Origin of the sequence: Tateyamaria algicola (assembly GCF_047715485.1) — a bacterium.
In the GTDB taxonomy this organism is placed as follows: Bacteria; Pseudomonadota; Alphaproteobacteria; order Rhodobacterales; family Rhodobacteraceae; genus Tateyamaria.
The window spans coordinates 1,832,073-1,856,503 of the sequence record NZ_CP180422.1 but is presented as its reverse complement, the minus strand read 5'-3'; the positions used below and the strand labels follow the sequence as shown (position 1 = coordinate 1,856,503).

Below are 24,431 nucleotides of genomic sequence, written 5' to 3'. Positions count from 1 at the left end.
AGTTATCGGAAAAGAAACAAAATTTTGAATGACGGACTGGTCCGCAATCCGTCGTCACAGGATCCGCAGATGAACGTCCGCTTTGGGTTGGCCGGGTCAACCGACCAAAAGCATCGAATGCCGGTACCGAACTCCATTGTCACTTCCTTCGGAAAAAGCCTGTAAGGAACATGGCCGCAACAACAGCGCAAAGAACAAAGAACGTTTTGAAGTTTTGCAACTCAGGGGGAGGAGCAACATCCCCAAAAAAGAGTTGCAGAAAAGACAACCTTTTCTCGCACCGGAATCGCTCCTTTGTTTCGCTGTTGTTAATGCGTCTGTTGCGCTGCCTCAACGACCGCTTCGGGCTGGGCTCGGCCAAACTGGTCTGTCAGGTAACCCCGGATTGTGCGCGCGCATTGGGACAACTATGTTCCATGCATTAGAAAAGGGACATGTTCTATTGAAACACTCACTTCCAAAGCGTCGCAATCCGTACCAGATGGTAGAGGAGGCTTTGGCTTCGGGCTGGCAGAGCGTGGATACTCTCCCATTGAAGGGTGAGGGCGAGTTCTTGGTACTTACCCTGTCCGGCTTGGTCAGGCTTGCCAGAAACCGAAGAGCGTACCGGAAGTTCCGCAAAGCCGATGGTTACGGTCCAAAACGCATTACCGTGAACGCGGTCGAAAGCGGAAACTACCTTGGCGCGATAGCGTGGAAATGGTTAGACGCGTAGCAGTCTATGCTGTGGCAGAACCAAGAGTGCGATGAAAGCTTATTGGCTGCGCGCGTTGTCAGGCTGAATTGTCCAAGCAATGAATGACCCCTTTGGACGTCCGCTTCGGGCTGACAGTGGTCACTACCTCGCTCAACTCGAATGGTCGCAAGAAGCCCAGCGTTCCGTCATCAGCTGATCAAGAGGTGATCGCCACCCCTAACCCTCTTTCACCCGCACTACATGCGTGTTCGCCCAGCACCTAAACTCACGCCCCTGCGGGGATCGCATGCAGGTCCGGTGCAACGAAAGCGGCGCGCGCGGCGTCTGAGAAGAGCGTGTCCTTGCGGTAGTGCGTCAACATGATCTGTGTGTCGAGCAGGCGCGCGTCTTGCCGCAGGAAGCGGTCGAAGGACGTCGCGGGGTGCGCCTTGTCCATGAAATAGGCCACCGCCATCAGCCACGAGCGGGTGAGCGTTTCGTGGTATTTGCCGTCCGGTACGCCATTGCGGTTCAGGAAGCCCTGGATCGCTGCGCGCATCCGGGGCATCGCATGTTCCACCGGCCCTTCGCAGAGGTAGACATAGGCAAGCAGCAGGTGAGCGCGGTGGTTGAAGTCGGCGGGCGGGACCAGCCCCGCTTCGAACCGGTCACGGAAACTCAGGTCGTCGGGTGCGGGCATCATGGACATCGTCGGCCTCCTTGGGGTCAATGCGCCTCTGCCCAATTCTGCCCTTGTCCTGCATCCACCGTCAACTTCACGTCCAGATGCACCACCGGGTCGGCGGCCCCTTCCATCACGTCGCGCGCCGCGCTGATCAGATCGTCAACCGCGCCGTCCTCGACCTCGAACAACAGTTCATCATGCACTTGCAACAGCATGGCGGCGGGAATCCCGTCGATGGCGGCGGGCATGCGGATCATGGCGCGTCGGATCACGTCGGCTGCCGTGCCCTGAATGGGGGCGTTGATGGCGGCGCGGGCAGCAAAGCCGGCATGCGGGCCCTTGGCCCCTATGTTGGGCGTGTGGATGCGCCGCCCGAACAGGGTTTCGACATAACCGTGTTCCTTGGCATACGCCTTGGTGTCGTCCATGTAGGTGCGGATGCCGGGGAACCGTTCGAAATAGCGGTCGATGAACCCCTGCGCCTCGCCGCGCGGGATGCGCAGGTTGCGCGCGAGGCCAAAGCCCGAGATGCCGTAGATCACGCCAAAGTTGATGGCCTTGGCCTGCCGCCGGATCTCCGGCGTCATCTCGTCCAGCGGCACGTCGAACATTTCCGAGGCGGTGAGCGCGTGGATGTCGATCCCGTCGTCAAAGGCCTGTTTCAGCTCGGGGATCTTGGCGATGTGGGCGAGAATGCGCAGTTCGATCTGGGAATAGTCCAGCGCAACCAGCGTCTTGCCCGGCTCGGCCACGAACGCCTCGCGGATGCGCCGCCCCTCCTCGGTCCGGATCGGGATGTTTTGCAGGTTGGGGTCGGTGGAGGCCAGCCGCCCCGTGGACGCCCCTGCGATGGAGTAGGACGTGTGCACGCGGCCAGTGTCCGTGTTGACGTGGTCCTGCAGCGCGTCGGTATAGGTCGATTTCAGTTTCGACAGCTGCCGCCAATCCAGCACGCGGGCGGGCAGCTCGTGTTCCGTCGCAAGGTCCTCGAGCACGTCGGCGCCGGTGGCGTAGGCCCCGGTCTTGCCCTTCTTGCCGCCTTCGATCCCCATCTCGTCAAACAGGATTTCGCCAAGCTGTTTGGGCGAGCCGACGTTGAACTTGCGCCCCGCGAGTTCGTAGATTTCATCCTCGAGCCCGGCCATCTTTTGCGCGAAGGCGTTGGACATGCGCGACAGCGTATCGCGGTCGACCTTGATGCCCGACCGTTCCATTGCGGCCAGCACGGGCACCATGGGTCTTTCGAGGGTTTCGTAGACTTTGGTGACCTGCGCGCGGTGGAGTTGCGGCTTGAACTGCTGCCAGAGGCGCAGGGTGATATCGGCATCTTCGGCGGCGTACTTCACCGCATCCTCAAGCGGAACCTGGTCGAAGGTCTTCGCCGATTTGCCCGAGCCGAGCAGCGGTTTGATCGGGATCGGTGTGTGACCCAGATAGCGTTCGGACAGCGTGTCCATGCCGTGATTGTGCAGCCCGCCGTGCATCGCATAGCTCATCAGCATGGTGTCATCGATGGGGGCGACGGTGATGCCGATCTGGGCAAAGATCTTGGCGTCGTATTTCATGTTCTGCCCGATCTTGAGGATGCTGTCATCCTCGAGCACGGGTTTCAGCATCTCGAGCGCTGCCTCCAGCGGCATTTGCCCCTCGGCCAGGTCATCGGAGCCGAACAGATCATCACCACCCTGTTTGTGCGTGAGGGGGATGTAGCAGGCGTGGCCCGGGTTCACCGCCAGCGAGATACCCACCAGCCCGGCGGTCATTTCGTTAAGGCCGGTGGTTTCGGTATCGACGGCCACATAGCCGCGTTCATAGATCAGGTCGATCCAGGTTTGCAGCGCGGCCGCGTCCTGCACGTGTTCGTAGGTGGCATCCTCGAAACTCGGCGCTTCGGGGGCATCTGCGGCCTCGGGGGCGGCGGGTTCCTTGATCTCGGGCGCGTCGATGCCAAGCTGGTCGGCAATGCGCTTGGTCAGGGTGCGGAATTCCATCTCGGCGAGGAACGGCATCAGCTGATCCGGGATCGGGTCGCGCACCTCGAGGTCGTCGAGGGTGAAGTCGAGCGGGGTTTCTTCGTCCAGTTGCACCAGGCGGCGGGACAGGCGGATCTGCTCGGCATGGTCGATCAGGGTCTGGCGGCGCTTGGGCTGCTTGATTTCGCCCGCGCGTTCCAGCAGGGCATCGAGATCGCCGTATTCGTTGATCAGCAGGGCGGCCGTCTTGACCCCGATCCCGGGCGCGCCGGGCACGTTGTCGACGCTGTCACCGGCAAGCGCCTGCACATCGACCACGCGTTCGGGGTAAACGCCGAACTTTTCGTGCACCCCGTCGCGGTCGATGCGCTTGTTCTTCATCGCGTCCAGCATTTCGACCCCGTCACCAACCAACTGCATCAGGTCCTTGTCAGAACTGATGATCGTGACGCGCCCACCGGCGGCACGGGCCTGCACGGCAAGGGTCGCGATGATGTCGTCGGCCTCGTATCCCTCTTTCTCCTTGCAGGCGATGTTGAACGCCTCGGTCGCGCGGCGGGTGAGGGGGATTTGCGGACGCAGGTCTTCGGGCATCGCCTCGCGATTGGCCTTGTAGAGGTCGTACATGTCGTTGCGGAACGTGTGGCTGCCCTTGTCGAAGATCACGGCGACGTGGGTGGGGGCATCGGGGCCGTTGTTCCCTTCGACATAGCGGTGCAGCATGTTGCAGAACCCGCTGACAGCCCCGATGGGCAGCCCATCGGACTTGCGCGTGAGGGGCGGCAGCGCGTGATAGGCGCGAAAGATAAAGGCCGAGCCGTCGATCAGATGCAGGTGACACCCTTTGTCGAACGCCATGTGCTGTGCTCCCCTGAGATATGCGTGTTCGGATGATGTGCCATGAATCCCCAAAGGGGGAAAGCACAAGCGTTTGTTAAGCAGTTTTTGGCAGTGTCGCGGGCATGAACATGAACACGACATTGGGCGATATTACTGACGTTTTGGGTCAGCAGTCCGGGGCCACGGGGGTCGCCGCCCGGATCGAGCTGTTGCGGGCGGTCGATATGCTGCGCTCGCATTCGGCGCGCGTGGCGCTGTATTGCGCGCTGGGCCTTGTGAAAGAGATGGAGACGGACGAGGAAACCGTGATTTCGGGCATTGACCGCGCCCTGCCCGGTTTACAGATCGCACTGCGCCTGTTGACCGGCAGTGGGCCGGAACCCGGCATTGATCGCGATGCGCTCGACTGGTTGCGCCAATCGGCCAGCACCATGCCCGACAGCGTGGATGTAATGCGCCGCTTTGTCGAGGCGATCACCGGCCTGACGCAGAACTACAAGGCTGGCACCAACACTGTCGATCACATGAAAAAGGTGACCCGGTTTGCGGCCACCGACTTCAATCGTCACTTTGCCAAGCTGGTCAACGGGCTGAGCGCCGATCTGCACAACGAACGCCACGCACGCAAGGCTACAGCCCAGGACACGGGCACCGAGGCGCGGGCCGCGCTGAGCGAGATCAGTGACATTTCACAGAATGTCGGCCTGATCGCCATCAACGCCTCGATCGAGGCGGCGCATGTGGGCGAACAGGGGCGCGGCTTTGCCATCATCGCGTCGGAAATCCGGGAACTGTCGGAAAAGATCGAACAGGCCAATGCGCAGGTGCAGGACAAGGTCGATGCGCTGATCCGCTCGGTCATGCAGGATTAGCGGTTGCATCAGGGCGGGTGATAACGATGCGTTGCCAGCGTGACCGCGTAGGGCGTAGGTGTCCACGCACCAAAGCGGATGCGGGCCCGGCGCATCATGTCGCCGATCCAGACATTGCAGGTGTTGAACAGGTGAAACCGCCCCTTGCCGGCAAAGAAACGGTCAAACTCGGAAAAGCCGGGGTGATCAAGGGCCGCCGTGGCCGCGCCCTGTGCAAAGCTGTCGGTGATCCCATCGAGCATCCGGGCCAGTTGATCGGCGTCCGCCTCGACCGCAGGCCACGTGCCACCCAGCGCCCCGGCCACGCTGACACGCATGACGGCGCTGTCGCCGGTTATCCCGCGCCAGATCGCACGGGGTGACACGTCTGCGTAACTGCCGGTCGAGGTGTAGAAATCCCGCGCGCCCCAACCGAACAGCACCCAATGCACATCCGGATGATCCAGCGCAATGCCGTGCTGGGCAAGCCAGGGCATGTTGTGCCGTACCACGTGGACGGGCAGCAGGATGTCATAGTGAATGGGGCCATTGATCAACAGCACGGTCACGGTGTCTCGCGGACCATGCTGCGCCTTGACCCCGTTCGACACGAGGCCGCCGATGGCTGCAGCACCAAGATAGGCGAGGCATAGAACGCACAGGCCGATCAGGCCGCGCGTGACCCAGCGGATCAGGCGCTGCCCTCACCCTCGCGGTGGATGTATTTGCAGTCGCAATACGGGCACTCGACCCAGCCGGTGTCTTCGGGGATCTGCAGCCAGACGCGGGGGTGTCCCAGCGCCCCTTCGCCCCCGTCACAGGCCACGCGGTGACTGTCGACATATTTGATTTCGGGCGCGTCGATGGGCATGTGTCGGTCCTTGGCTGTGGCGCAGTGCAGGCGCTGTTATGGGCCAAGGCGGGCGGTCAGACAAGAGCCTAGTCGCCGCGGTCGACCCGCGCCTGGTAGCAGTTGTTGCGGGCCGAACGGACATGGATGTAGGCGACGGCTGGATCGGCGAATATCGCATCCAGACGCGACGCGATCTCGGGTGTGGGTGTCACGGCACCCGTGCCATAGACGATGCGATCCTCTGCCGAATAGCCCTTGATCAGGTAGTCGGGCGAGGTGGTGAAAATCTCGGGCAGATCGGTGCCGCCGCCGCGTGCGCAGTCCTCGGCGCACAGGAAAATGGGTCCGACCTCGGCGTAAGGGTGCGTGCCTTGAAACGGCTTGTGGGCCAGCACCAGCATTTCGGCTCCTTCGGGGATGTTGCACAGGCAGTGACGGCATGGGTTGCCGGGGCCGGTGCTGCGTGTACGCTCGGGTGGGTTGCCAAAGGCGTCCGGTGCGCCCGCGCGATAGGCGGCGGCGGTTTCGGTGGGCAGGGCAGTGAATGTTGTCATGTCATCTCTCCTTTCCCGCATCCTGCCTGCATCGGGCGGACCACTCGACCCGAACCTTGCGCAACCCGCTTCCTTCTCTGTTCTGAAAAAATCCCGGGGGAGGCCGCAGGCCGGGGGCAGAGCCCCCAGAAAAGACGGGCAGTTCAAATGAGAACAAAAAGTGAATATACTGGCGGCCTGCCGCTGCCGAATCTGCCAATCCAATGTTTGTCGAACTGTCGATCACCTCGAATTTCACCTTCCTCACCGGGGCCTCCCACCCCGAGGAATACATGAACCGTGCCGCCGTTTTGGGGATGGAGGCGATTGCCATCGCCGATGACAACTCGGTGGCGGGGATCGTGCGCGCGCATACCGAGGCCAAGGCCATCGCGCGCATGGTCGAGGAACGGCGCGCGTTTGACCGGGCCTATGGCCTGATTGGCCCGCCGAAACCCGATCACATCCCCGACCCGCCGCATCTGGTGCTGAACGTCACGCCGCGGCTGATCCCGGGCGCGCGCCTGGTCTTTTCCGATGCGCCCCCGATCACGGTGCTGCCGGAAAACCGCGAGGGGTGGCGATCATTGTGTCGTATCATTTCCGCCGGCCGGCTGCGGGCGGAAAAGGGGCAGTGTGATTTGCAACTCGCAGACCTCGAGGAATTTGCGCGCGGTCTGCACCTGTTGCTCTGGCCACAGGCGCAGGGGGTGCCGGGCGGCGCGGGTGATTGGACGCAAACAGCGCAGCGGCTGACGCGCCGCTTTGGCGGGAAAATGCATGTGATGATGGTGCCCCGTTATGATGGCCGTGACACGCAGCGCTTTGACCGCATCACCGATCAGGCCAACCGGCTGGGCCTGCCCACCATGGCCTCGGCCGGGCCGCGCATGCATCATGGGGCGCGGCGCAAACTGGCGGATGTGCTTTGCGCGGTGCGCCTCAAATGCCGGGTCGACGCGCTGGGCCGCGCTGCCCTCAGCAATGGTGAGGGGCGGCTCCGGGGGCAGGCCGAGATGTTGCGCATCTTTGCTGGGCACGAGGAGGCCGTGCACCGCGCGGGCGCGCTTGCCGCCCGCCTCGACTTTTCCCTCGACCAGTTGCGCTATGAATACCCGTCCGAGATCACGGAGGATGAAACCCCCGGTCAGCGGCTGGAACGGCTGGCCTATGAGGGTCTGAAATGGCGCTATCCCGCAGGTGCCCCGGACAAGGCCCAGACCCTGCTGCGCCACGAACTGACCCTGATCGCCAAGCTGAAATACGAACCCTATTTCCTGACCGTGCGCGACATCGTCCACTTTGCCCGCAGCCGGGGCATTCTGTGCCAGGGGCGCGGATCAGCGGCCAATTCGGTGGTTTGCTATTGCCTTGGCGTCACGTCCGTCTCGCCCGAGATGGGCACCATGGTGTTCGAGCGTTTCGTGTCCGAGGCCCGGGACGAGCCGCCCGACATCGACGTCGATTTCGAACACGAGCGGCGCGAAGAGGTGATCCAGCACATCTATGAACGCTATGGCCGTCACCGCGCGGGTCTGTGCGCCACGGTCGTGCATTACCGGGGCAAGCGGGCCATCCGCGAGGTCGGCCGCGCCATGGGTTTGAGCGAAGACACCATTTCGGCGCTGTCCTCGCAGCTCTGGGGGTTCTTTTCCACCAAGGGGCTGGAGGCGGAGCGGATGGCCGAGATCGGCCTCGATTTCCGCGACCGCCGCCTGCAACAGACGATTGAGCTGGTGTATGAGATCAACGGCTTTCCCCGCCACCTCAGCCAGCATGTGGGCGGGTTCATCATCACCGAGGGGCGGCTGGACGAGTTGGTGCCCATCGAGAACGCCACGATGGAGGACCGCACCGTCATCTGCTGGGACAAGGATGACATCGACTCGCTTGGCATCCTCAAGGTTGATGTGCTGTCCCTCGGGATGCTGACCTGCATCCGCAAGGCTTTCGATCTGCTCAGGATGCATCATCAGCGCGACTACACCCTCGCCACGCTGCCGCCCGAGGATCCGCGCGTCTATGACATGCTGTGCGCGGCCGACAGCATCGGGGTGTTCCAGGTGGAAAGCCGGGCGCAGATGAATTTCCTGCCGCGTATGCGCCCGCGCAATTTCTATGACCTCGTGATCGAGGTTGCCATCATCCGCCCGGGCCCCATCCAGGGCGACATGGTGCATCCCTATATTCGCCGCCGGAATGGAGAGGAGGAGGTGAGTTTTCCCTCGGACGAGTTGGGCCAGGTGCTGGGCAAGACGCTGGGCGTGCCGCTGTTTCAGGAACAGGCGATGCAGATCGCCATTGTCGGCGCGGGGTTCACCCCTGATCAGGCGGACCGTTTGCGCCGCTCGCTCGCGACGTTCAAGAAGCACGGCAGCGTCAGTGAATTCCGCACCCTGTTTCTGAAGGGCATGCGCAAGAACGGGTATGACGACGATTTTGCGGAGCGTTGTTTCAGCCAGATCGAGGGATTTGGCTCTTACGGTTTTCCCGAAAGCCACGCGGCCAGTTTCGCGCTGCTGGTCTATGCCTCGAGCTGGATCAAGTGCCATCATCCCGGCATCTTTGCCTGTGCGCTGCTGAATGCGCAGCCCATGGGGTTTTACGCGCCCGCCCAGATCGTGCGGGATGCACGCGAGCACGGTGTGGTGGTGCGCCCCATCTGCATCAATGCCAGCTTCTGGGACAACGTGATGGAGCCGGACGGGCAGGGTGGATTGGCCCTGCGCCTGGGGTTTCGCCAGATCAAGGGGCTGAGCGAGGAGGACGCGGCCTGGATCACCGCCGCCCGTGGCAACGGCTATCAATCGGTGCGCGATGTGTGGCGTCGGGCGGGGTTGGGGCCGAATGTGCTGGTGCGTCTGGCCGAGGCGGACGGTTTTGCCGCCATCGGCACGGGACGCCGAGACGCCCTGTGGGAGGCCAAGGCGCTGGCGCCGGGGCCGGGCCTGCCCCTGTTTGCTGCGGATATCGACGGCGAGGTGGTGGATGAGCCTGCGGCGTTGCTGCCCGAGATGACGCTGGGCGAAGAGGTGGTCGAGGATTACGTCTCGACCCGCCTGACCCTGCGCGCGCATCCCGTGGCGCTTTTGCGCCATATCCTGACGCCGGGGGCCGTGCCGGCCCAGGTTGCACAGGATGCGCGCGCGGCACCGGATTTGTCCAAGATCAGTTTCACACGGGGCACCCCGGATTGAGGGGCCCGGAATGAGTGGAACGTTTTCCGACGCGGAAAACGGCTGGAAAATGGCGCATTTTCCAGGTGCGCAACTGTTGGTGCTGTGCAGTTTTCCGCGTCGGAAAACAGCCGGAGACTGAGTCAGTCTCCGTTTCGCTGGTCGGGAGGCGGAAACCGTTCCTGCAGTGTAAACGCTTGTTCGGACACGCCATTTTCGCGCAGCATCTGCAACCGCTCCCATGCCTCGTCCAGCGACACGCGCGTGCCGCGTTTTGCCCACCACAACACCATCGTCGCCCCTTGCGACCGGTCCACCCAGTCGCGCAGCGCCTTCATCCCGTCCCGGTGCAGCGGTTCGCGATAGGCAAAGCGGTGCATGGCCGCCACATCCCGCCAGCCCGCCATTGTCAGGATGAACAGGTTGTCCTCTGTCCTGTCCGACCGGTGCGCGATCAGCCCGTCCATCTCGAGATACTGGCCATCCGCCGTGCGGGCGCCGTGGTTGTGCCAGTACATCCCGTCATCTTCACGGGCCTGCGCAAACACCTTGGGCAACTGCCCAAAGAAGTATTGCGCGTTGGGGTGCGAGATATCGAACGGGCCGATGGGGCGCACCACGTTCAGGTGTACCAGCATATGTTCGCTCATGATGTGCCCCCCGATTTTCTGCACCCACCCTAGATGCGGCGCATGGTAAGGCAACCGTTCTTCCATATGCGCACCGGGCGCGGTAGAAGTCGCCAAACGCTGCAATCAAAGGTCTTTGCCCAGATGTCCGCACCCAAACCCGTTGTTCTGTGCATTCTCGATGGTTGGGGACTGCGCAATGAGGAAGAGGGCAACGCCCCCGCTCTGGCCAACACGCCGACCTTTGACCGGATCATGGACACCTGCCCCCACGCCACGCTGATCACCCACGGCCCCGATGTGGGCCTGCCGCGCGGGCAGATGGGCAATTCAGAGGTGGGCCATACCAATATCGGCGCGGGTCGTGTGGTTGCCATGGACCTTGGCCAGATCGATCTGGCGATTGAAGAGGGCAGCTTTTTCCACAACCCGCGTCTGGTCGACTGGATCGCCGCGATCAAGGACAAGGGCGGACGCGCCCATCTGATGGGCGTCGTGTCAGACGGCGGCGTGCACGGGCATCTCAACCACATGGTTGCTGCCGCCAAGGCCTGCACCGATGCGGGGCTGGACGTGCTGATCCACGCAATCACCGACGGGCGCGATGTGCCCCCGAAATCGGCCCTCGACTACCTGACGGAGTTGAGCGAGGCCCTGCCCGCAGGCGCGCGCATCGTCACGCTGAGCGGGCGCTATTTCGCGCTGGACCGGGACAATCGCTGGGACCGCGTGGAAACCGCCTATGCCGCGATCACCCGTGCGGACGGCCCCGTGACGACCACCGCGAGGGACGCTGTCGAGAACGCCTATGCCGATGACAAGACGGATGAATTCATCCCGGCCACGGTCATGGACGGCTACAAGGGGGCCAAGGATGGGGACGGGCTGTTCTGCCTGAACTTCCGTGCCGACCGCGCGCGCGAGATCATGGCGGCGCTGGGTGATCCGGGCTTTGACGCCTTTGCCCCCGAGGGTCGGCCGGACTGGGCGGGTTTGATGGGGATGGCGGATTACTCCAAGGATCACGCCGCCTACATGACCACGATGTATCCCAAGCCCGAGATCATCAACACGCTGGGCGCGTGGGTGGCCAAGGCTGGATTGCGCCAGTTCCGACTGGCCGAGACCGAGAAATACCCGCACGTCACCTTTTTCCTGAACGGTGGCGAGGAACAGCCCGAGCAGGGCGAAGACCGCGCCATGCCCAAATCGCCCAGCGTGGCCACCTATGACATGCAGCCGGCGATGTCGTCGGTCGAGGTCACAGACCGTTTCATCGAGGCAATCGAGGCGGGGTATGACCTGATCGTTGTGAACTATGCCAATCCGGACATGGTCGGCCACACCGGCGATCTGGAGGCGGCCATTGCCGCTTGCGAGGCCGTGGACACAGGCTTGGGCCGCGTCTTGCCTGTGCTTGAGGCCGCAGGCGGGGCGATGATCGTCACTGCCGATCACGGCAATTGCGAAACCATGATCGACCCCGACACCGGTGCCCCGCACACGGCGCACACGACCAACCTGGTGCCCGTCGCGCTGGTCGGTGCCGAGGGAGAGATGAAAGACGGGCGGCTGGCCGATCTGGCCCCCACGGTGCTGCAGCTTATGGGGCTCGACCAGCCCGAAGAGATGACGGGGCACAGCCTGATTACATGAGGTACCTCGTTGCCATCGCCTTGTGTTTGATCGCCGCACCTTTGGCCGCCCAAGAGGACGCGGGCGCGCTGGCGCGGGATGCGGGCGCACAGCTCGAGGCGGCGTCGATCCAGTTGAGCGAGGCGGAGAGTGCCCGCGACAGGGTGCGCGCCCTGACCCAAACCGTGCAAGCCTATGAGGCGGGCCTGTCAGCGATGCGGGCGGGCCTGCGCCGCGCCGCGATCCGCGAGACGCAGTTGCGCGGGCAGTTGAACGCGCGGGATGCAGAGATCGCGCAGTTGCTGGCGGTTCTTCAGACCCTGACACCTGGCCAGGCACCGACGGCCTTCCTGCATCCAGGCGGTCCGAATGGCACGGCGCGCGCGGGCATGCTGCTGGCGGAGCTGACGCCTGCGCTGAACCAGCGCGCCGAACGGCTGCGTCGTGATCTGTCGGATGTGGAATCGCTGCGCCTGTTGCAGGACCAGGCCGCCGCGCAACTGCAAAAGGGCCTGGGCGAAGTGCAGACCGCCCGCGCCGCCCTCAACCAGGCGATGGCCAACCGCACCGATCTGCCCGTGCGCTTTACCGAAGACCCGGTGCGCACCGCGATCCTGATTGCCTCGTCCGAGACGCTGGATGCGTTTTCGACCGGGCTGGCCAACATCGCGACGGACGATGCGGGCTGGACTCCGCCCAGCATTGACGACCGGATCGGCACGTTGCCGCTGCCTGCGCGGGGTTTGATCCTGCGCCGTGCCGGAGAGCCCGATGCAGCTGGTATCACGCGCCCGGGGATCTTGCTGGCCACCCGTCCGGGTGCGCTGGTGACCTCGCCCACGGCGGCAACGCTGCGCTATGTCGGGCCCTTGCTGGACTTTGGCAACGTGACCATAGTCGAGCCGCGCCCGGGCACGATGATCGTACTGGCCGGGATGGGTGTGACCTATGGAGAGACGGGGCAAATCATCGCAGCAGGCACCCCTTTGGGCCTTATGGGCGGTTTGCCGGGGCAGGGCGACAGCACAGCCTTGTCAACAGGTGGTGAAGGGGGTGGCGCTGCGGCCTCGGAAACGCTCTATATAGAAGTCAGACAGGATAACGTGCCGTTGGACCCCCTGACGTGGTTTGGCACCGACAAGGATGGATAAGCAGGAAATGAAAAAATTTGCTATGGCAGCCATTGGCGGCACCCTTGCGGGTGTGATTGCCACAACCCAGATCGCAGGCCCGTTGCTGGCGCAGGAAAGCGCCAACAATGCCAGCGTCTACGAGCAGCTGGACTTGTTTGGAGACATCTTTGAGCGCATTCGCAGCCAGTATGTCGAGGATGTCGAACCCGGTGAGCTGATCGAGGCGGCCATTGACGGCATGCTGACCTCGCTTGATCCGCACTCGAGCTATCTGTCGCCTGACGATGCCGCCGCGATGCAGGTGCAGACGCGCGGTGAGTTTGGCGGCCTCGGGATCGAGGTCACGCAGGAAGAAGGCTTTATCAAAGTTGTCTCGCCCATCGACAGCACGCCCGCCGCCGAAGCGGGTATCGAGGCGGGCGATTTCATCACCCATGTGGATGGCGATTCCATGCTCGGCTTTACCCTCGATGAGGCGGTGGAGCGGATGCGCGGGCCGGTCGGGTCCGAGATCATCATCACCGTTGTGCGCGAGGGCGAAACCGAGCCCTTTGATGTGTCTATCATCCGCGACACCATCGAATTGCAGGCGGTGCGCAGTCGCACCCAGGGCGACACCGTAGTGCTGCGCGTGACCACCTTCAACGACAAGACGACACCCAACCTGATTTCCAAGCTCAAGGAAGAGGTGGATGGCCTTGGCGGGATGGACGCGGTCAACGGCTTTGTCCTTGATCTGCGCAACAACCCGGGCGGTCTGCTGACGCAGGCGATCCGTGTGTCCGACGCCTTCCTCGAGAAGGGTGAGATCGTGTCGACCCGTGGCCGTAACCCCGAAGATGGCGACCGCTTCAACGCAACGCCCGGTGATCTCGCCGAAGGCAAGCCGATCGTGGTGCTGATCAATGGCGGTTCGGCCTCGGCCTCCGAGATTGTGGCGGGTGCGCTGCAGGATCACCGCCGGGCCATCGTCGTGGGCACCAAGAGCTTTGGCAAAGGCTCCGTGCAGACGGTTATGCCCCTGCGCGGCGAGGGTGCGATGCGCCTGACCACGGCGCGCTACTACACGCCCTCGGGCCGGTCGATCCAGTCGCTGGGTGTCAGCCCGAACATCGTGGTGGAACAGCCCCGCCGCCGCCCCGTTGAAGAGGAAGAGGATGAGCCCGCGAGCGCGGTTGGTCAACGCTCCGAAGCGGACCTGCGTGGCAGCCTGAACAACGACTCGCTGAGCGAAGATGAGATCCGCCAGATCGAGGAAGATCGTGCCAAGGCCGAGGCGGCAGCAGCGCTGCGCGAAGAGGATTATCAGCTGGCCTATGCCATCGACATCCTCAAGGGTCTGAACGCGTTGGGGCCGACTGACTAACATATCCGCGTTTGAGCGGTGTGAACGGGGCGCACGGTGGGGTTAACCTACCGTGCGCTTTTTCGTTTGGGGGTGAATTGCGCATTTTGGCAGTGAAACTGTGCATTTTGCGCCTGCTGAAACGGGCGGTTTTGGGGGTGATTTCGCGATTCTGCGCAGATTGATGTAGAAACTGTACGTTTTTGCGTCGGCCAAAACCGCGATGTGCGGTCATGTTTTGTTAAGGAACTGTGGGCCGTTAACCTGTGTTGCGTTTGCGTTAATTTTCACGGGCGTGGTGGGCAGAGTGCCCACCCTACAGCGTGACTTCGTGCGGGGTGAGTTGTGACCAGTCGAAGGTGACGCCGATGCCGGGGACATCCGGCGCCACGGCGAGGTGATCCTGCACCACCAGGGGCCGCGTCGTATAGCGGTCGATGGGAAAGCTGTGCACCTCGAGCCATCCGCCATGGGGTTGGCTGGACACCAGCGAGACTTGCAATTCCTGCATGCCGTGGCTGCACACCGGCACGCCCGCATCCTGCGCCATTTTCGCGACCTGTAACCAACCGGTTATCCCGAGGCAGTTCGAGGCATCGGGCTGGATGAAATCCACATGCGGCATGGCGCGTTCGAACTCAAACATCGTGTGCAGGTTTTCGCCCTGCGCCACGGGCACGCCGGTGGCCTTGCGGATGGTGGCGTAATCCTCGAAGGCGTCGGGGACGATCGGCTCTTCGAACCAGGTGATGTCGAGCGGTTTGAACGCGTTGGCCATGGAAATCGCCTGATCCACGGTCATCGAGTAATTGGCATCGACCATGAAGGTGATGTCGGGGCCGATCAGGTCGCGCACTGCGGTGATCCGCGCGAGGTCTTCGGCCTCGGTCGGTTGCCCGATCTTGATCTTGACCGCGTTGTGCCCGCGGTCGAGGTAGGTCTGGATGCTGTCGAGCAGCTTGGGCAGGTCAAAGCCCAGATCAATGCCGCCCGCATAGCATCTGCACCGGTCCGACGCGCCGCCTGCCGCCTGCACCAGAGACTGCCCGGCCCCTTTCAGCCGCGCATCCCACAGCGCGATGTCGACGGCAGACAGGGCAAAGGACAGGATGCCGCCCCGGCCCACATAGTGCATGTGCCAGTCCATCGCGTCGGTCAGCGCCTCGACATTGTCGCCGTCCTGACCGATCAGAAACGGGGCCAGATCATGGGTGATCATGGCGGCCGTTGCGTGCCCGCCGCGCCCGCCATTGTAGGTGTAGCCGGTGCCTGTGCGCCCATCCTCAAGCGTGACCGTGGCCGTGATCAGGTGGAAGTGAAAGTGATCGCCATGTTTGGCGTCCACCAGCACCTCATCCAGCGGGACCTCGAACAGGCGGGCAGTGACATTGGTGATTTTGGTCATGGGCCGACCTTCCTTGGGTTGTGCGTAAGGTAATAGTTATATAACGTATGTGTTATGGAAGAATCACCAGACGCATTGAACGAGATTTTCGGCGCCCTCGCGGACCCGACCCGCCGGGCCATCCTGCGCCGCCTGGCAGAGGGAGAGGCATCGGTGACCGAGATTGCCGCGCCTTTCGACATGAGCCAGCCGGCCATTTCGCGCCACCTCAAGGTGCTGGAAAAGGCCGGATTGGTCGAACGCGACGTGGACCAGCAAAAGCGCCCCGCGCGCCTCAAGGCGCAGCCCATGGCCGATGCCGTCGGCTGGCTGACCGGGTTCGAGGCGTTCTGGACAGAGAGTTTCGGGCAGTTGGACAAGCTGCTCGAAGAATTGAAAGCAAGTGAGAAGGACCAGGGCCATGACTGACACACCCCAACTCGTTCTGGAACGGCGGTTCGATGCCCCGCGCGCGCTGGTCTGGCGGACATGGACGGACCCCGAACTGCTGCACCGCTGGTACGGACCGGGATGCGAGACGACAATCCGCAGCTATGATCTGCGCCCCGGTGGCACATGGCGCAACGAGATGGCGATGCGGGGCATGCGCGATCTGAGCGTGATGACATTTCAGGATGTCGTCGCCGAGGAACGGCTGGTCTTTGTCCAGTCGTCTGCCGATGCCGCATGGGCCGCAATTGCCAACCCGATGATGCCGGACTGGCCCCGGCAGGTGCTGACCACCGTGACGTTTGCAGATGAGGGCGACAAGACATTGCTGACCTTGGTCTGGGAACCGTTCGAAGCGACGCCAGCCGAAACCGCCGCCTTTGCCGAGATGGTGGGCAAGATGGGCGGCGGCTGGCAAGGTGGTTTCGCGATCATCGACGAAATCCTTGCCGAGTTGCAGGCGGGCTGACGTGCCCTAAGCCGGGTTCAGGTGCGCGCATTCCGGCACCGGGGTGCGCACCTTGCCCGTCTTGAGGTGGTCGATCAGGTTGTCGACCACAAGGTCGCCCATGGCCGCGCGCGTTTCATGCGTGCCCGACCCGACATGGGGCAACAGCACCACGTTGGACATGGTTTTGAGCGCGTCGGGGATCTTTGGCTCTGCCTCGAACACATCAAGCGCGGCGTAGCCGAGTTTGCCCGATTGCAGGGCGGCGACCATCGCCTCCTCGTCCACCACGGAGCCGCGCGAGACGTTGATCAGCGTGCCGTCGGGGCCAAGCGCCTCCATCACCTCGGCATTGACGATCTTGTTGGTCGAGGGGCCGCCGGGAGTGATGCAGATGATCACCTCGACCGTCTCGGCCATGCCTTTGAGCGTGTCGTGATAGGTGTAAGGCACGTCCTTTTGGCTGCGGGTGTGGTAGTGGATGTCGGGGTTGAACGGCGCCAGCTTGTCCGCGATGGCCTGCCCGATGCGGCCGAGGCCGAGGATGCCGACGCGCCGGTTGTCCGCGCTGCGCGAGAGCGGTGCGTTGCCATCGCGTTCCCATGCACCCGACCGTGCGTGCGCCTCGTCGGCCAGAAAGTTGCGGAAGCTGGTGAGCATGAGCATGACGGCGGTCGAGGCGACCTCGGCGTTCAGCACGTCGGGCGTGTGCGTCACGATCACGTTGCGCGCCACGGCGGCGTCGGTGTCGACCGCATCGTAGCCCACGCCATAGCCGCTGACCATTTTGAGGTTGGTACAGGCCGCCATGATGTCGGCGGGCACGCCATCGTGGCCGTTGGTCGCGATGTGGGTGATCGCGTCGGCGGGGTAGTCGCCGTCGCCGAGTTTGTGGATCGTGAAATGGGGCGTCAGGCGGTCGCGCATGGCGTCGGTGATCCCACCGATTTGCAGCAGATCAGGCATCTTGTTTTACCTCCTGGCGCTGGCGGCCCAGCCCTTCGATTTCGAGTTCCATGACGTCGCCGACGTTCAGGTAGGTGGGTGGTTTCATCCCCATGCCGACGCCCGGAGGCGTGCCGGTGGTGATGATGTCGCCGGGGTGCAGTGTCATCAGCCCGCTGAGGTGTTCGATGATTTCGGCGACGGTAAAGATCATGGTGGCGGTGTTGCCCGTCTGCATCCGCTTGCCGTTCACATCCAGCGCCATGGCGAGGTTTTGCGGGTCGGGGATTTCGTCGCGTGTGACGAGGTACGGACCCGTCGGGCCGAAGGTGTCGCAGGATTTGCCCTTGGTCCACTGGCCCGTCAGTTGGGTTTGGTAGTGGCGTTCGGAGACGTCGTTGACGATGCAGTAGCCTGCGACGTGGTCCAGCGCGTTTTCCTTGGAGACATATTTGGCGGTGGTGCCGATCACCACGCCCAGTTCGACCTCCCAATCGGTGTGGGTGGAGCCGCGCGGCATAACCACGTCATCATGTGCGCCGACGATGGCCGAGTTCGCCTTGAAGAACAGGATGGGGTGTTCGGGGATGTCGGCCCCGGTTTCGGCGGCGTGGTCGGAGTAGTTGAGGCCGATGCACAGGAACTTGCCGAAGTTGCCGACGCAGGGGCCGAGGCGCAGGGCGCCGGAGACTTCGGGCAGGGTGGCGGGGTCGAGTGCGCGCAATCTGTCGAGCGTCGCGTCGTCCAGCGTGGCCCCGGTGATGTCGTCGATTTCGCCGGACAGGTCGCGGACCGTGTCGCCGTCGATGAGGCCAGGCTTTTCCTGGCCGGGGTTGCCGTAGCGTACCAATTTCATGTCTTCAAATTCCTTGCTTAGTGGTTGTCGCGTGGCATGTGCCTGCGCGAGATGTCCTGGTAGTCGGCAGCGCCGCGCAGCGTCATGCCCTCGTCAAAGCGGCCCACTCGGTCGCGGAAAATCTCCTGCCATGGTGACTGGCTGTCGGGCGTGCCGTAGCCGCCAGCATCGGCCAGCGCGACGGCGCGTGCGGCGAGTTCCGCGGGTTCGATCAGCATGTCGGCGGTGCATTTCTTGAGGTCGATCCGCACGCGGTCGCCGTTTTGCAGGAGCGCCAGCCCGCCGCCATCCGCCGCCTCGGGCGAGGCGTTGAGAATCGAGGGGCTGCCAGAGGTGCCCGATTGCCGCCCGTCACCAACACAAGGCAGCGCGTCGATGCCTTTTTTCAGCAGATAGGAGGGCGCGCGCATGTTCACGACCTCGGCCCCGCCGGGATAGCCCTTGGGGCCCGCGCCGCGCATGAACAGGATGCAGTTTTCGTCGATGTTCTCGGCCGGGTCGTCGATGCGGTGGTGGAAATCCTCGGGGCCGTCGAAGACAACGGCACGGCCCTCAAACGCTTCGGGATCGTCGGGGTTGGACAGATACCGCGCGCGGAAATCGGGCGAGATCACGGATGTTTTCATGATCGCGCTGTCAAAGAGGTTGCCCTTGAGGTTGATGAAGCCCGCGTGTTCCTTCATCGGGTCTGCGACCGTGCGGATGACCTTGTTGTCTTCGGAGCGGACATTGCCGCAATTCTCGCGCATCGTCTTGCCGTTGGCGGTGATTGCGTCGGGGTGTGGCAGCATGTCGGCGGCGATCAACTCGCCGATGACGGCAGGCACACCGCCTGCGTGCTGGTAATCCTCGCCCAGATATTCACCTGCGGGCTGCATGTTGACGATCAAGGGCACGTCGTGGCCCACGTTCTGCCAGTCGTCATTGGTCAGCGGCACGTCGAGGTGCTTGGCAATGCCATTGAGGTGGATGGGCGCGTTGGTCGACCCACCGATTGCGGAGTTGATGACGATCGTGTTCTCGAACGCCTCGCGCGTCATGATGTCGGAGGGCCGCAGATCTTCCCACACCATGTCAACGATGCGCTTGCCGGTCTCGTAGCTGATCTGCCCACGCTCGCGGTAGGGGGCGGGGATGGCGGCGGCGCCGGGCAGTTGCATACCAAGCGCTTCGGCCAGAGAGTTCATCGTGGTCGCCGTGCCCATGGTGTTGCAATAGCCGACCGAGGGGGCGGAGGAGGCGACGAGTTCCATGAACCCTTCCTCGTCAATCTCGCCCTTGGCCATCATTTCGCGGGCTTGCCATACGATGGAGCCGGAGCCGGTACGCTTGCCCCGGAACCAGCCATTCAGCATCGGGCCGACCGACAGGGCGATGGACGGGATGTTGACCGTGGCGGCGGCCATCAGCAGGGCAGGCGTGGTCTTGTCACAGCCGATGGTCAATACGACACCGTCCAGCGGATAGCCGAACAGGGTTTCCACGAGGCTGAGATAGGCGAGGTTGCGGTCCAGCATGGCCGTGGGGCGCTTGCCGGTTTCCTGGATCGGGTGCACCGGGATTTCGATGCACGTGCCGCCGGCGGCGATGATGCCGTCGCGCACGCGTTTGCTGAGTTCGATGTGGTGGCGGTTGCAGGGGCTGAGGTCGCTGCCGGTCTGCGCGATCCCGATGATCGGCTTGCCTGATTGCAGCTCTTCCCGTGTCAGGCCGTAGTTCAGGTAGCGTTCGAGGTAGAGTGCGGTCATTTCCGGGTTGTCCGGGTTCATGAACCATTTGCGCGAGCGCAGGTCTTCTATTCCGATTTTCTTGGTCATTGGCCTGACCAGCCTCCGTCAATGATGTGGGGATGTCCTGTGGTGAAACCGCTGTCGTCACTGGCGAGGTAGACGACCAGTGCCGCGATTTCCTGTGCGGTGGCCACGCGGCCCATGGGCTGGCGTGACACGAATTGTTTGAGCGCTTCTTCGTAGCTGCCGACCTGTTCGCCCAGCGCCTTGACCCGGTCGTGCCAACTGGGGCTTTCGACCGTGCCGGGGCAGATGCAGTTGCAGCGGATGCCTTTGGTGACGTAGTCGACCGCGACCGATTTGGTCATGCCGATCACGGCGGCCTTGGTCGTGCCGTAGATGAACCGGTTGGGCGCGCCGATCACGGACGAGCAGGCGGACGACATGTTGATGATCGACCCGGTGCCGCGGTCGACCATGCCGGGCAGGGCCGCGCGCATGGTGCGGAACATCGAGCGCACGTTGAGGTCAAAGGCGAAGTCCCATTCGTCATCCGTGGCCGTCATCACGTCGCCGTGGTGTACGAAGCCTGCGCAGTTGAACAGCACATCCGGTGCCGCACGGGCGACGCCTGCGGCAATGCTGTCGGCGTCCATCGCATTGAGTTCAAAGGTTTCGATGCCTGCGGGCATGTCTGCGAGCAGGTCGGCATTCACATCCGTGGCAAAGACCTGCGCCCCTTCTGCGGCCATCGCCTCGGCGCTGGCGCGGCCGATCCCTTGGCCTGCCGCGGTCACAAGCGCGCGCTTTCCGTCTAAACGGCCCATGTGGTCCCCCCATCCTGATCAGGTGTTGCGCTGGCCCGTGGCCTGCGTTTTGGTGTTAGCGTAGGACATGGCGTAACTGTTGACCAGACGTCACGGCAATTTGGGAGGATGCGCGATGGCGTTTGAGAAGGTGGCCCTTTTGGGCACGGGTTTGATGGGCTTTCCCATGGCGCGGAATCTGGCGGAGGCGGGCGTGCCGGTCACCGTCTGGAACCGGACAAAAGCCAAGGCCGACCCGCTGGCCGCCCATGGTGCGCGCGTGGTTGAGACCACATCCGACGCGGTGACGGATGCCGATATCATCATCACCATGATGAGCGATGGCCCGACCGTTCTGGCCGTGATCGAAGAGGTGTCCTGGGCCTTGGCTGCGGGGGCGTTGTGGATCGACATGTCGTCAACAAAACCTGGGGAAGCGCGCGCGCAGGCCGAAGCCTTGGCCGCCGTTGGCGTCACCCATCTGGATGCGCCTGTGTCCGGTGGCACAAAGGGTGCAGAGGGCGCGTCGCTTGCCATCATGGCCGGTGGCGGGGCCGAGGATTTTGCCCGCGCCGTGCCTGTGCTGGAGGTGATGGGCCGCCCGGTTCATGTCGGCCCGTCGGGCACCGGGCAGCTGAGCAAACTGTGCAATCAGACCATTGTTGCCGTCACAATCGGGGCTGTTGCCGAGGCCATGTTGCTGGCCGAAGAGGGCGGTGCAGACCCTGCCGCCCTGCGCGCCGCGCTGAAGGGGGATTCGCCGACAGCACAATTTTGCAGCAGCACGGAGAGCGGATGACGACCGGAAATTTCGTGCCTGGCGGACTCTCGAAATTTCAGCTCAAGGATTTGGACAATGTGCTGGTCGAAGCCGAATCAGCGGGCCTGTCCCTGCCCATGACCCAAGGGGTGCGGGATCGGTTCGCTCATTTCGTTGAGCATATGGATGGTGCGGATCAGGACCATTCGGGCCTGTATCTTGAGTTGCGCGCGCAGAACGGGATGGACACATGAAACGGGTCCTTATTCTGGGCGGTGGCGGCATGGTCGGTCAGAAGCTGGCCCACAAGCTGGAGGCCGAGGGGCTGGACGGTGCGCCCGTTGCGCTGACCCTGCACGACATCGCCTTTCCCGAGGGTGGCGCGGGCACGGATCGCCGGGTGGGCAACCTGTCGGTTGCTGCCGAGGGCGCGGCGCTGGCGGCGGAACGGTTTGATCTGATCTATTTCCTTGCCTCCATCGTGTCGGGGGAGGCAGAGACGAATTTCGATCTGGGCTGGCAGACGAACATGATCCCGATGTGGCATTTCCTTGAGGCGTTGCGCGCGCAGCATCGCGCCACCGGTGGGGATTACGTGCCGCGTGTGGTCTTTACCTCGTCCATCGCCGTGTTCGGGGGGCCGTACCCGGACAAGATCGGGGATGAATTCCTGACCTCGCCCCAGACCAGCTATGGCGCGCAGAAGGCGGCGTGCGAGCTGATGATCCAGGATTTCAGCCGCAAGGGGTTTATCGACGGCATGTCGCTGCGTCTGCCCACAATCTGTGTGCGGCCGGGCAAGGCGAACCTGGCGGCCTCGTCCTTTTTCTCGGGCATCATTCGCGAGCCTTTGAACGGGGTCGAGGCGGTGCTGCCGGTCGAGGACACGGTGCGGCATTGGCATGCCTCGCCCCGGTCGGCGGCGGGGTTTCTGGCCCATGCGGGGACGCTAGACACGGAGCGCTTGCAGGGGCGGCGCGCGCTGAACCTGCCGGGGATCAGTTGCACCGTGGCCGAACAGATCGAGGCGCTGCGCGAGGTGGCGGGCAATAACGTCGTGGCCCTGATCAAACCGCAGCCCGATGCCGCCATCGCCAAGATCGTCGACGGCTGGCCGCGTGATTTTCTGCCCGAACGTGCCTTGGCCCTGGGGTTCACCGCCGAGACCTCGTTCCGCGAGATCATCGACGTCTACGTGGCCGAGGACCTGCCGGGCCGCTGACCCGCTCAGCGCATCACGAACGGGTTCGCCATCGGTTCGGGCGAGGTGTCGATCCATGTGGTTTTGGTGCGCGTGTAGTCGAGGATCGCCTCGGTCCCTGCCTCGCGCCCATAGCCTGACTGGTTCAGCCCGCCAAAGGGCGCGATGGGCGATACGGCGCGGTAGGTGTTGACCCAACAGATGCCCGAGCGGATGCGGTCGGACACGCGGTGCGCCCGGGCGAGGTTTTCGGTGAACACGCCCGAGCCGAGGCCAAAGTCGCTGTCATTGGCCAGGGCAATCGCCTCTTCTTCTGTGTCGAAGGGCAAAAGGGACATGACCGGGCCGAACATCTCGACCTTGAGCGTTTCGGTGTCGGGATGCGCGCATTCCACAAGTGTGGGCTGGAAGTAGGTGCCTGCGCGGTCCGGGGTGCGGATGCCGCCAAAGTGGATGGTTGCGCCCTGGCTTCGGGCCTTTTCCAGCGTCGCCTCGATCGTTTCGATCTGGGCAAGGGTGCAGAGCGGGCCGACATGGGTATCGGCGTTTAGCGGATCACCGACGATGATGGATGTGGCGCGTTCGGAAATGCGGGCGAGCAATTCGGGCAGGATCGCGCGGTGCACGATCCCGCGTGACCCGGCCACGCAAGACTGGCCCGAGGCCCCGAAGTTCCCCGCGATCAGGCCGTTCACGGCGGACTCGAGCGAGGCATCCTCGAACACGATGATGGGGGATTTGCCGCCCAGTTCCAGCGAGGTGACGGCGAAATTCTCGGCCGAGTTGCGGATGACGTGGCGCGCGGTGTCGGGCCCGCCGGTAAAGGCGATGCGGTCGATATCGGGGTGGCGGGTGAGGGGGATGGCGCAATTGGCCGCGTCCCCTGTGATCACCGAGACGACCCCCTTGGGAAAACCGGCCTGTTCCACCAGCCGCGCGAATTCCAGCATCGGGACGGGGGCAAGCTCGGACGCTTTGAGGATCACCGCGCACCCCGCCGCAAGGGCTGGCCCCAGCTTGGTCGCGGTCAGGAACATCTGCGCATTCCAAGGCACGATGGCGGCCACGACGCCGATGGGTTTGCGGGTGGTAAAGACGTGCATGTTGGGCTTGTCGATGGGCAGAACGGCCCCTTCGATCTTGTCCGCGAGGCCCGCGTAGTAGCGGTAATAGGCGGCGACATATTTGGTTTGCGACGCGGTTTCGGCCAGCAGCTTGCCGCTGTCATTGGTTTCGGCGGTGCCGATCTGTTCGGCGTTTTCCTCGATCAGGTCGGCGAGGCGGTAGAGCAACCGCCCGCGCGCGGTTTGGGTCATGTCGCGCCATTGGGGGTCATCCAGCGCACGCTTGGCCGCGGCAACGGCGCGGTCCACATCCGCGGGGGCGGCGCAGTCGAAGCTGGCCCATGTTTCACCCGTGGCGGGGTTCGTGCTGTGCATGATCTGCCCATCGGCCCCGGCGCACCAGGCGCCGTCGATGAACAGGTCGTAATGGGGGAGGTTGGGCATGTCCGTATCCTGTT

21 protein-coding genes and 1 pseudogene are annotated in these 24,431 nt (G+C 63.5%); 10 read left to right on the top strand and 12 right to left on the bottom strand.

Translation table 11 applies throughout. The annotated features are described in order from the left end of the window. The first annotated feature begins 136 nt into the window (after positions 1-136). Positions 137-715, top strand: coding sequence for a hypothetical protein (locus ACMHLQ_RS11585; protein ID WP_415404957.1), 579 nt, complete (start codon positions 137-139; stop codon positions 713-715). Positions 716-962: 247 nt separating this feature from the next. Here the strand turns inward: ACMHLQ_RS11585 and ACMHLQ_RS11580 are convergent, their stop codons facing one another. After that, on the bottom strand, positions 963-1,385 hold the full coding sequence (locus ACMHLQ_RS11580) for a hypothetical protein (protein WP_415404955.1): 423 nt from the start codon (positions 1,383-1,385) through the stop codon (positions 963-965). 17 nt (positions 1,386-1,402) lie between these two features. Next, positions 1,403-4,192: a DNA polymerase I gene (gene polA / locus ACMHLQ_RS11575; RefSeq protein ID WP_415404954.1), complete on the bottom strand. Its 2,790-nt coding sequence runs from the start codon at positions 4,190-4,192 to the stop codon at positions 1,403-1,405. A gap of 104 nt (positions 4,193-4,296) precedes the next feature. Here polA and ACMHLQ_RS11570 point away from each other — a divergent pair, with 104 nt between their 5' ends. Further along, positions 4,297-5,046 carry a methyl-accepting chemotaxis protein gene (locus ACMHLQ_RS11570; RefSeq protein ID WP_415404953.1) on the top strand — a complete coding sequence of 250 codons (750 nt, stop codon included), beginning with the start codon at positions 4,297-4,299 and terminating at the stop codon, positions 5,044-5,046. An 8-nt stretch (positions 5,047-5,054) separates the two neighbouring features. Here ACMHLQ_RS11570 and ACMHLQ_RS11565 read toward each other — a convergent pair whose 3' ends face one another. The 3 genes from ACMHLQ_RS11565 to ACMHLQ_RS11555 all read right to left on the bottom strand — a co-directional run bounded on the left by ACMHLQ_RS11565 (position 5,055) and on the right by ACMHLQ_RS11555 (position 6,432). Next, the gene (locus tag ACMHLQ_RS11565; RefSeq protein WP_415404952.1) at positions 5,055-5,636 is read right to left on the bottom strand and encodes a DUF2459 domain-containing protein; all 582 of its coding nucleotides are present in this window, start codon (positions 5,634-5,636) and stop codon (positions 5,055-5,057) included. 80 nt (positions 5,637-5,716) lie between these two features. Further along, positions 5,717-5,896: a zinc-finger domain-containing protein gene (locus ACMHLQ_RS11560; RefSeq protein ID WP_415404951.1), complete on the bottom strand. Its 180-nt coding sequence runs from the start codon at positions 5,894-5,896 to the stop codon at positions 5,717-5,719. 68 nt (positions 5,897-5,964) lie between these two features. Further along, on the bottom strand, positions 5,965-6,432 hold the full coding sequence (locus tag ACMHLQ_RS11555; RefSeq protein ID WP_415404950.1) for a DUF1203 domain-containing protein: 468 nt from the start codon (positions 6,430-6,432) through the stop codon (positions 5,965-5,967). Between the two features lie 203 nt (positions 6,433-6,635). On the opposite strand from ACMHLQ_RS11555, the gene ACMHLQ_RS11550 reads away from it, so the two are divergent. Next, a complete protein-coding gene (locus tag ACMHLQ_RS11550; RefSeq protein ID WP_415404949.1) occupies positions 6,636-9,608 on the top strand; it encodes an error-prone DNA polymerase in 2,973 nt (990 codons plus the stop codon). Positions 9,609-9,730: 122 nt separating this feature from the next. Here ACMHLQ_RS11550 and ACMHLQ_RS11545 read toward each other — a convergent pair whose 3' ends face one another. Continuing rightward, positions 9,731-10,237: a DUF3291 domain-containing protein gene (locus ACMHLQ_RS11545; protein WP_415404948.1), complete on the bottom strand. Its 507-nt coding sequence runs from the start codon at positions 10,235-10,237 to the stop codon at positions 9,731-9,733. A gap of 123 nt (positions 10,238-10,360) precedes the next feature. Between ACMHLQ_RS11545 and gpmI the strand changes: the two genes are divergently transcribed. Genes gpmI through ACMHLQ_RS11530 form a run of 3 tightly spaced genes read left to right on the top strand, consistent with a single transcriptional unit; the run spans position 10,361 to position 14,350 of the window. Continuing rightward, on the top strand, positions 10,361-11,872 hold the full coding sequence (gpmI, locus tag ACMHLQ_RS11540) for a 2,3-bisphosphoglycerate-independent phosphoglycerate mutase (RefSeq protein ID WP_415404947.1): 1,512 nt from the start codon (positions 10,361-10,363) through the stop codon (positions 11,870-11,872). Then, positions 11,869-13,002 carry a murein hydrolase activator EnvC family protein gene (locus tag ACMHLQ_RS11535; RefSeq protein WP_415404945.1) on the top strand — a complete coding sequence of 378 codons (1,134 nt, stop codon included), beginning with the start codon at positions 11,869-11,871 and terminating at the stop codon, positions 13,000-13,002. The genes gpmI and ACMHLQ_RS11535 overlap by 4 nt, the downstream gene beginning before the upstream one ends. 7 nt (positions 13,003-13,009) lie before the next feature. Continuing rightward, a complete protein-coding gene (locus ACMHLQ_RS11530) occupies positions 13,010-14,350 on the top strand; it encodes a S41 family peptidase (protein ID WP_415404944.1) in 1,341 nt (446 codons plus the stop codon). Between the two features lie 295 nt (positions 14,351-14,645). Here ACMHLQ_RS11530 and ACMHLQ_RS11525 read toward each other — a convergent pair whose 3' ends face one another. Next, on the bottom strand, positions 14,646-15,734 hold the full coding sequence (locus ACMHLQ_RS11525) for a mandelate racemase/muconate lactonizing enzyme family protein (RefSeq protein WP_415404943.1): 1,089 nt from the start codon (positions 15,732-15,734) through the stop codon (positions 14,646-14,648). 54 nt (positions 15,735-15,788) lie between these two features. Here ACMHLQ_RS11525 and ACMHLQ_RS11520 point away from each other — a divergent pair, with 54 nt between their 5' ends. Further along, complete coding sequence (locus tag ACMHLQ_RS11520) at positions 15,789-16,142, top strand: ArsR/SmtB family transcription factor (RefSeq protein ID WP_415404942.1); 354 nt, start codon at positions 15,789-15,791, stop codon at positions 16,140-16,142. Then, entirely contained in the window at positions 16,135-16,632 is a 498-nt protein-coding gene (locus ACMHLQ_RS11515; RefSeq protein WP_415404941.1) for an SRPBCC family protein, read from the top strand. The genes ACMHLQ_RS11520 and ACMHLQ_RS11515 overlap by 8 nt, the downstream gene beginning before the upstream one ends. Positions 16,633-16,638: 6 nt before the next feature. Here ACMHLQ_RS11515 and ACMHLQ_RS11510 read toward each other — a convergent pair whose 3' ends face one another. Genes ACMHLQ_RS11510 through ACMHLQ_RS11495 form a run of 4 tightly spaced genes read right to left on the bottom strand, consistent with a single transcriptional unit; the run spans position 16,639 to position 20,969 of the window. Continuing rightward, positions 16,639-17,577 carry a 2-hydroxyacid dehydrogenase gene (locus ACMHLQ_RS11510; RefSeq protein ID WP_415404939.1) on the bottom strand — a complete coding sequence of 313 codons (939 nt, stop codon included), beginning with the start codon at positions 17,575-17,577 and terminating at the stop codon, positions 16,639-16,641. After that, entirely contained in the window at positions 17,570-18,412 is an 843-nt protein-coding gene (locus tag ACMHLQ_RS11505) for a fumarylacetoacetate hydrolase family protein (protein WP_415404938.1), read from the bottom strand. The genes ACMHLQ_RS11510 and ACMHLQ_RS11505 overlap by 8 nt, the downstream gene beginning before the upstream one ends. Before the next feature lie 17 nt (positions 18,413-18,429). After that, positions 18,430-20,229 carry an IlvD/Edd family dehydratase gene (locus ACMHLQ_RS11500; RefSeq protein WP_415404937.1) on the bottom strand — a complete coding sequence of 600 codons (1,800 nt, stop codon included), beginning with the start codon at positions 20,227-20,229 and terminating at the stop codon, positions 18,430-18,432. Next, a complete protein-coding gene (locus ACMHLQ_RS11495; RefSeq protein WP_415404936.1) occupies positions 20,226-20,969 on the bottom strand; it encodes an SDR family oxidoreductase in 744 nt (247 codons plus the stop codon). The genes ACMHLQ_RS11500 and ACMHLQ_RS11495 overlap by 4 nt, the downstream gene beginning before the upstream one ends. Before the next feature lie 115 nt (positions 20,970-21,084). Between ACMHLQ_RS11495 and ACMHLQ_RS11490 the strand changes: the two are divergent. Beyond that, a pseudogene (locus tag ACMHLQ_RS11490) lies at positions 21,085-21,962 on the top strand (NAD(P)-dependent oxidoreductase). Beyond that, positions 21,959-22,930 carry a D-erythronate dehydrogenase gene (gene denD / locus ACMHLQ_RS11485; RefSeq protein WP_415404935.1) on the top strand — a complete coding sequence of 324 codons (972 nt, stop codon included), beginning with the start codon at positions 21,959-21,961 and terminating at the stop codon, positions 22,928-22,930. Before ACMHLQ_RS11490 ends, denD begins: the two are co-directional and overlap by 4 nt. 5 nt (positions 22,931-22,935) lie before the next feature. Here denD and ACMHLQ_RS11480 read toward each other — a convergent pair whose 3' ends face one another. Then, on the bottom strand, positions 22,936-24,417 hold the full coding sequence (locus ACMHLQ_RS11480) for an aldehyde dehydrogenase (RefSeq protein WP_415404934.1): 1,482 nt from the start codon (positions 24,415-24,417) through the stop codon (positions 22,936-22,938). Positions 24,418-24,431 lie beyond the last annotated feature (14 nt).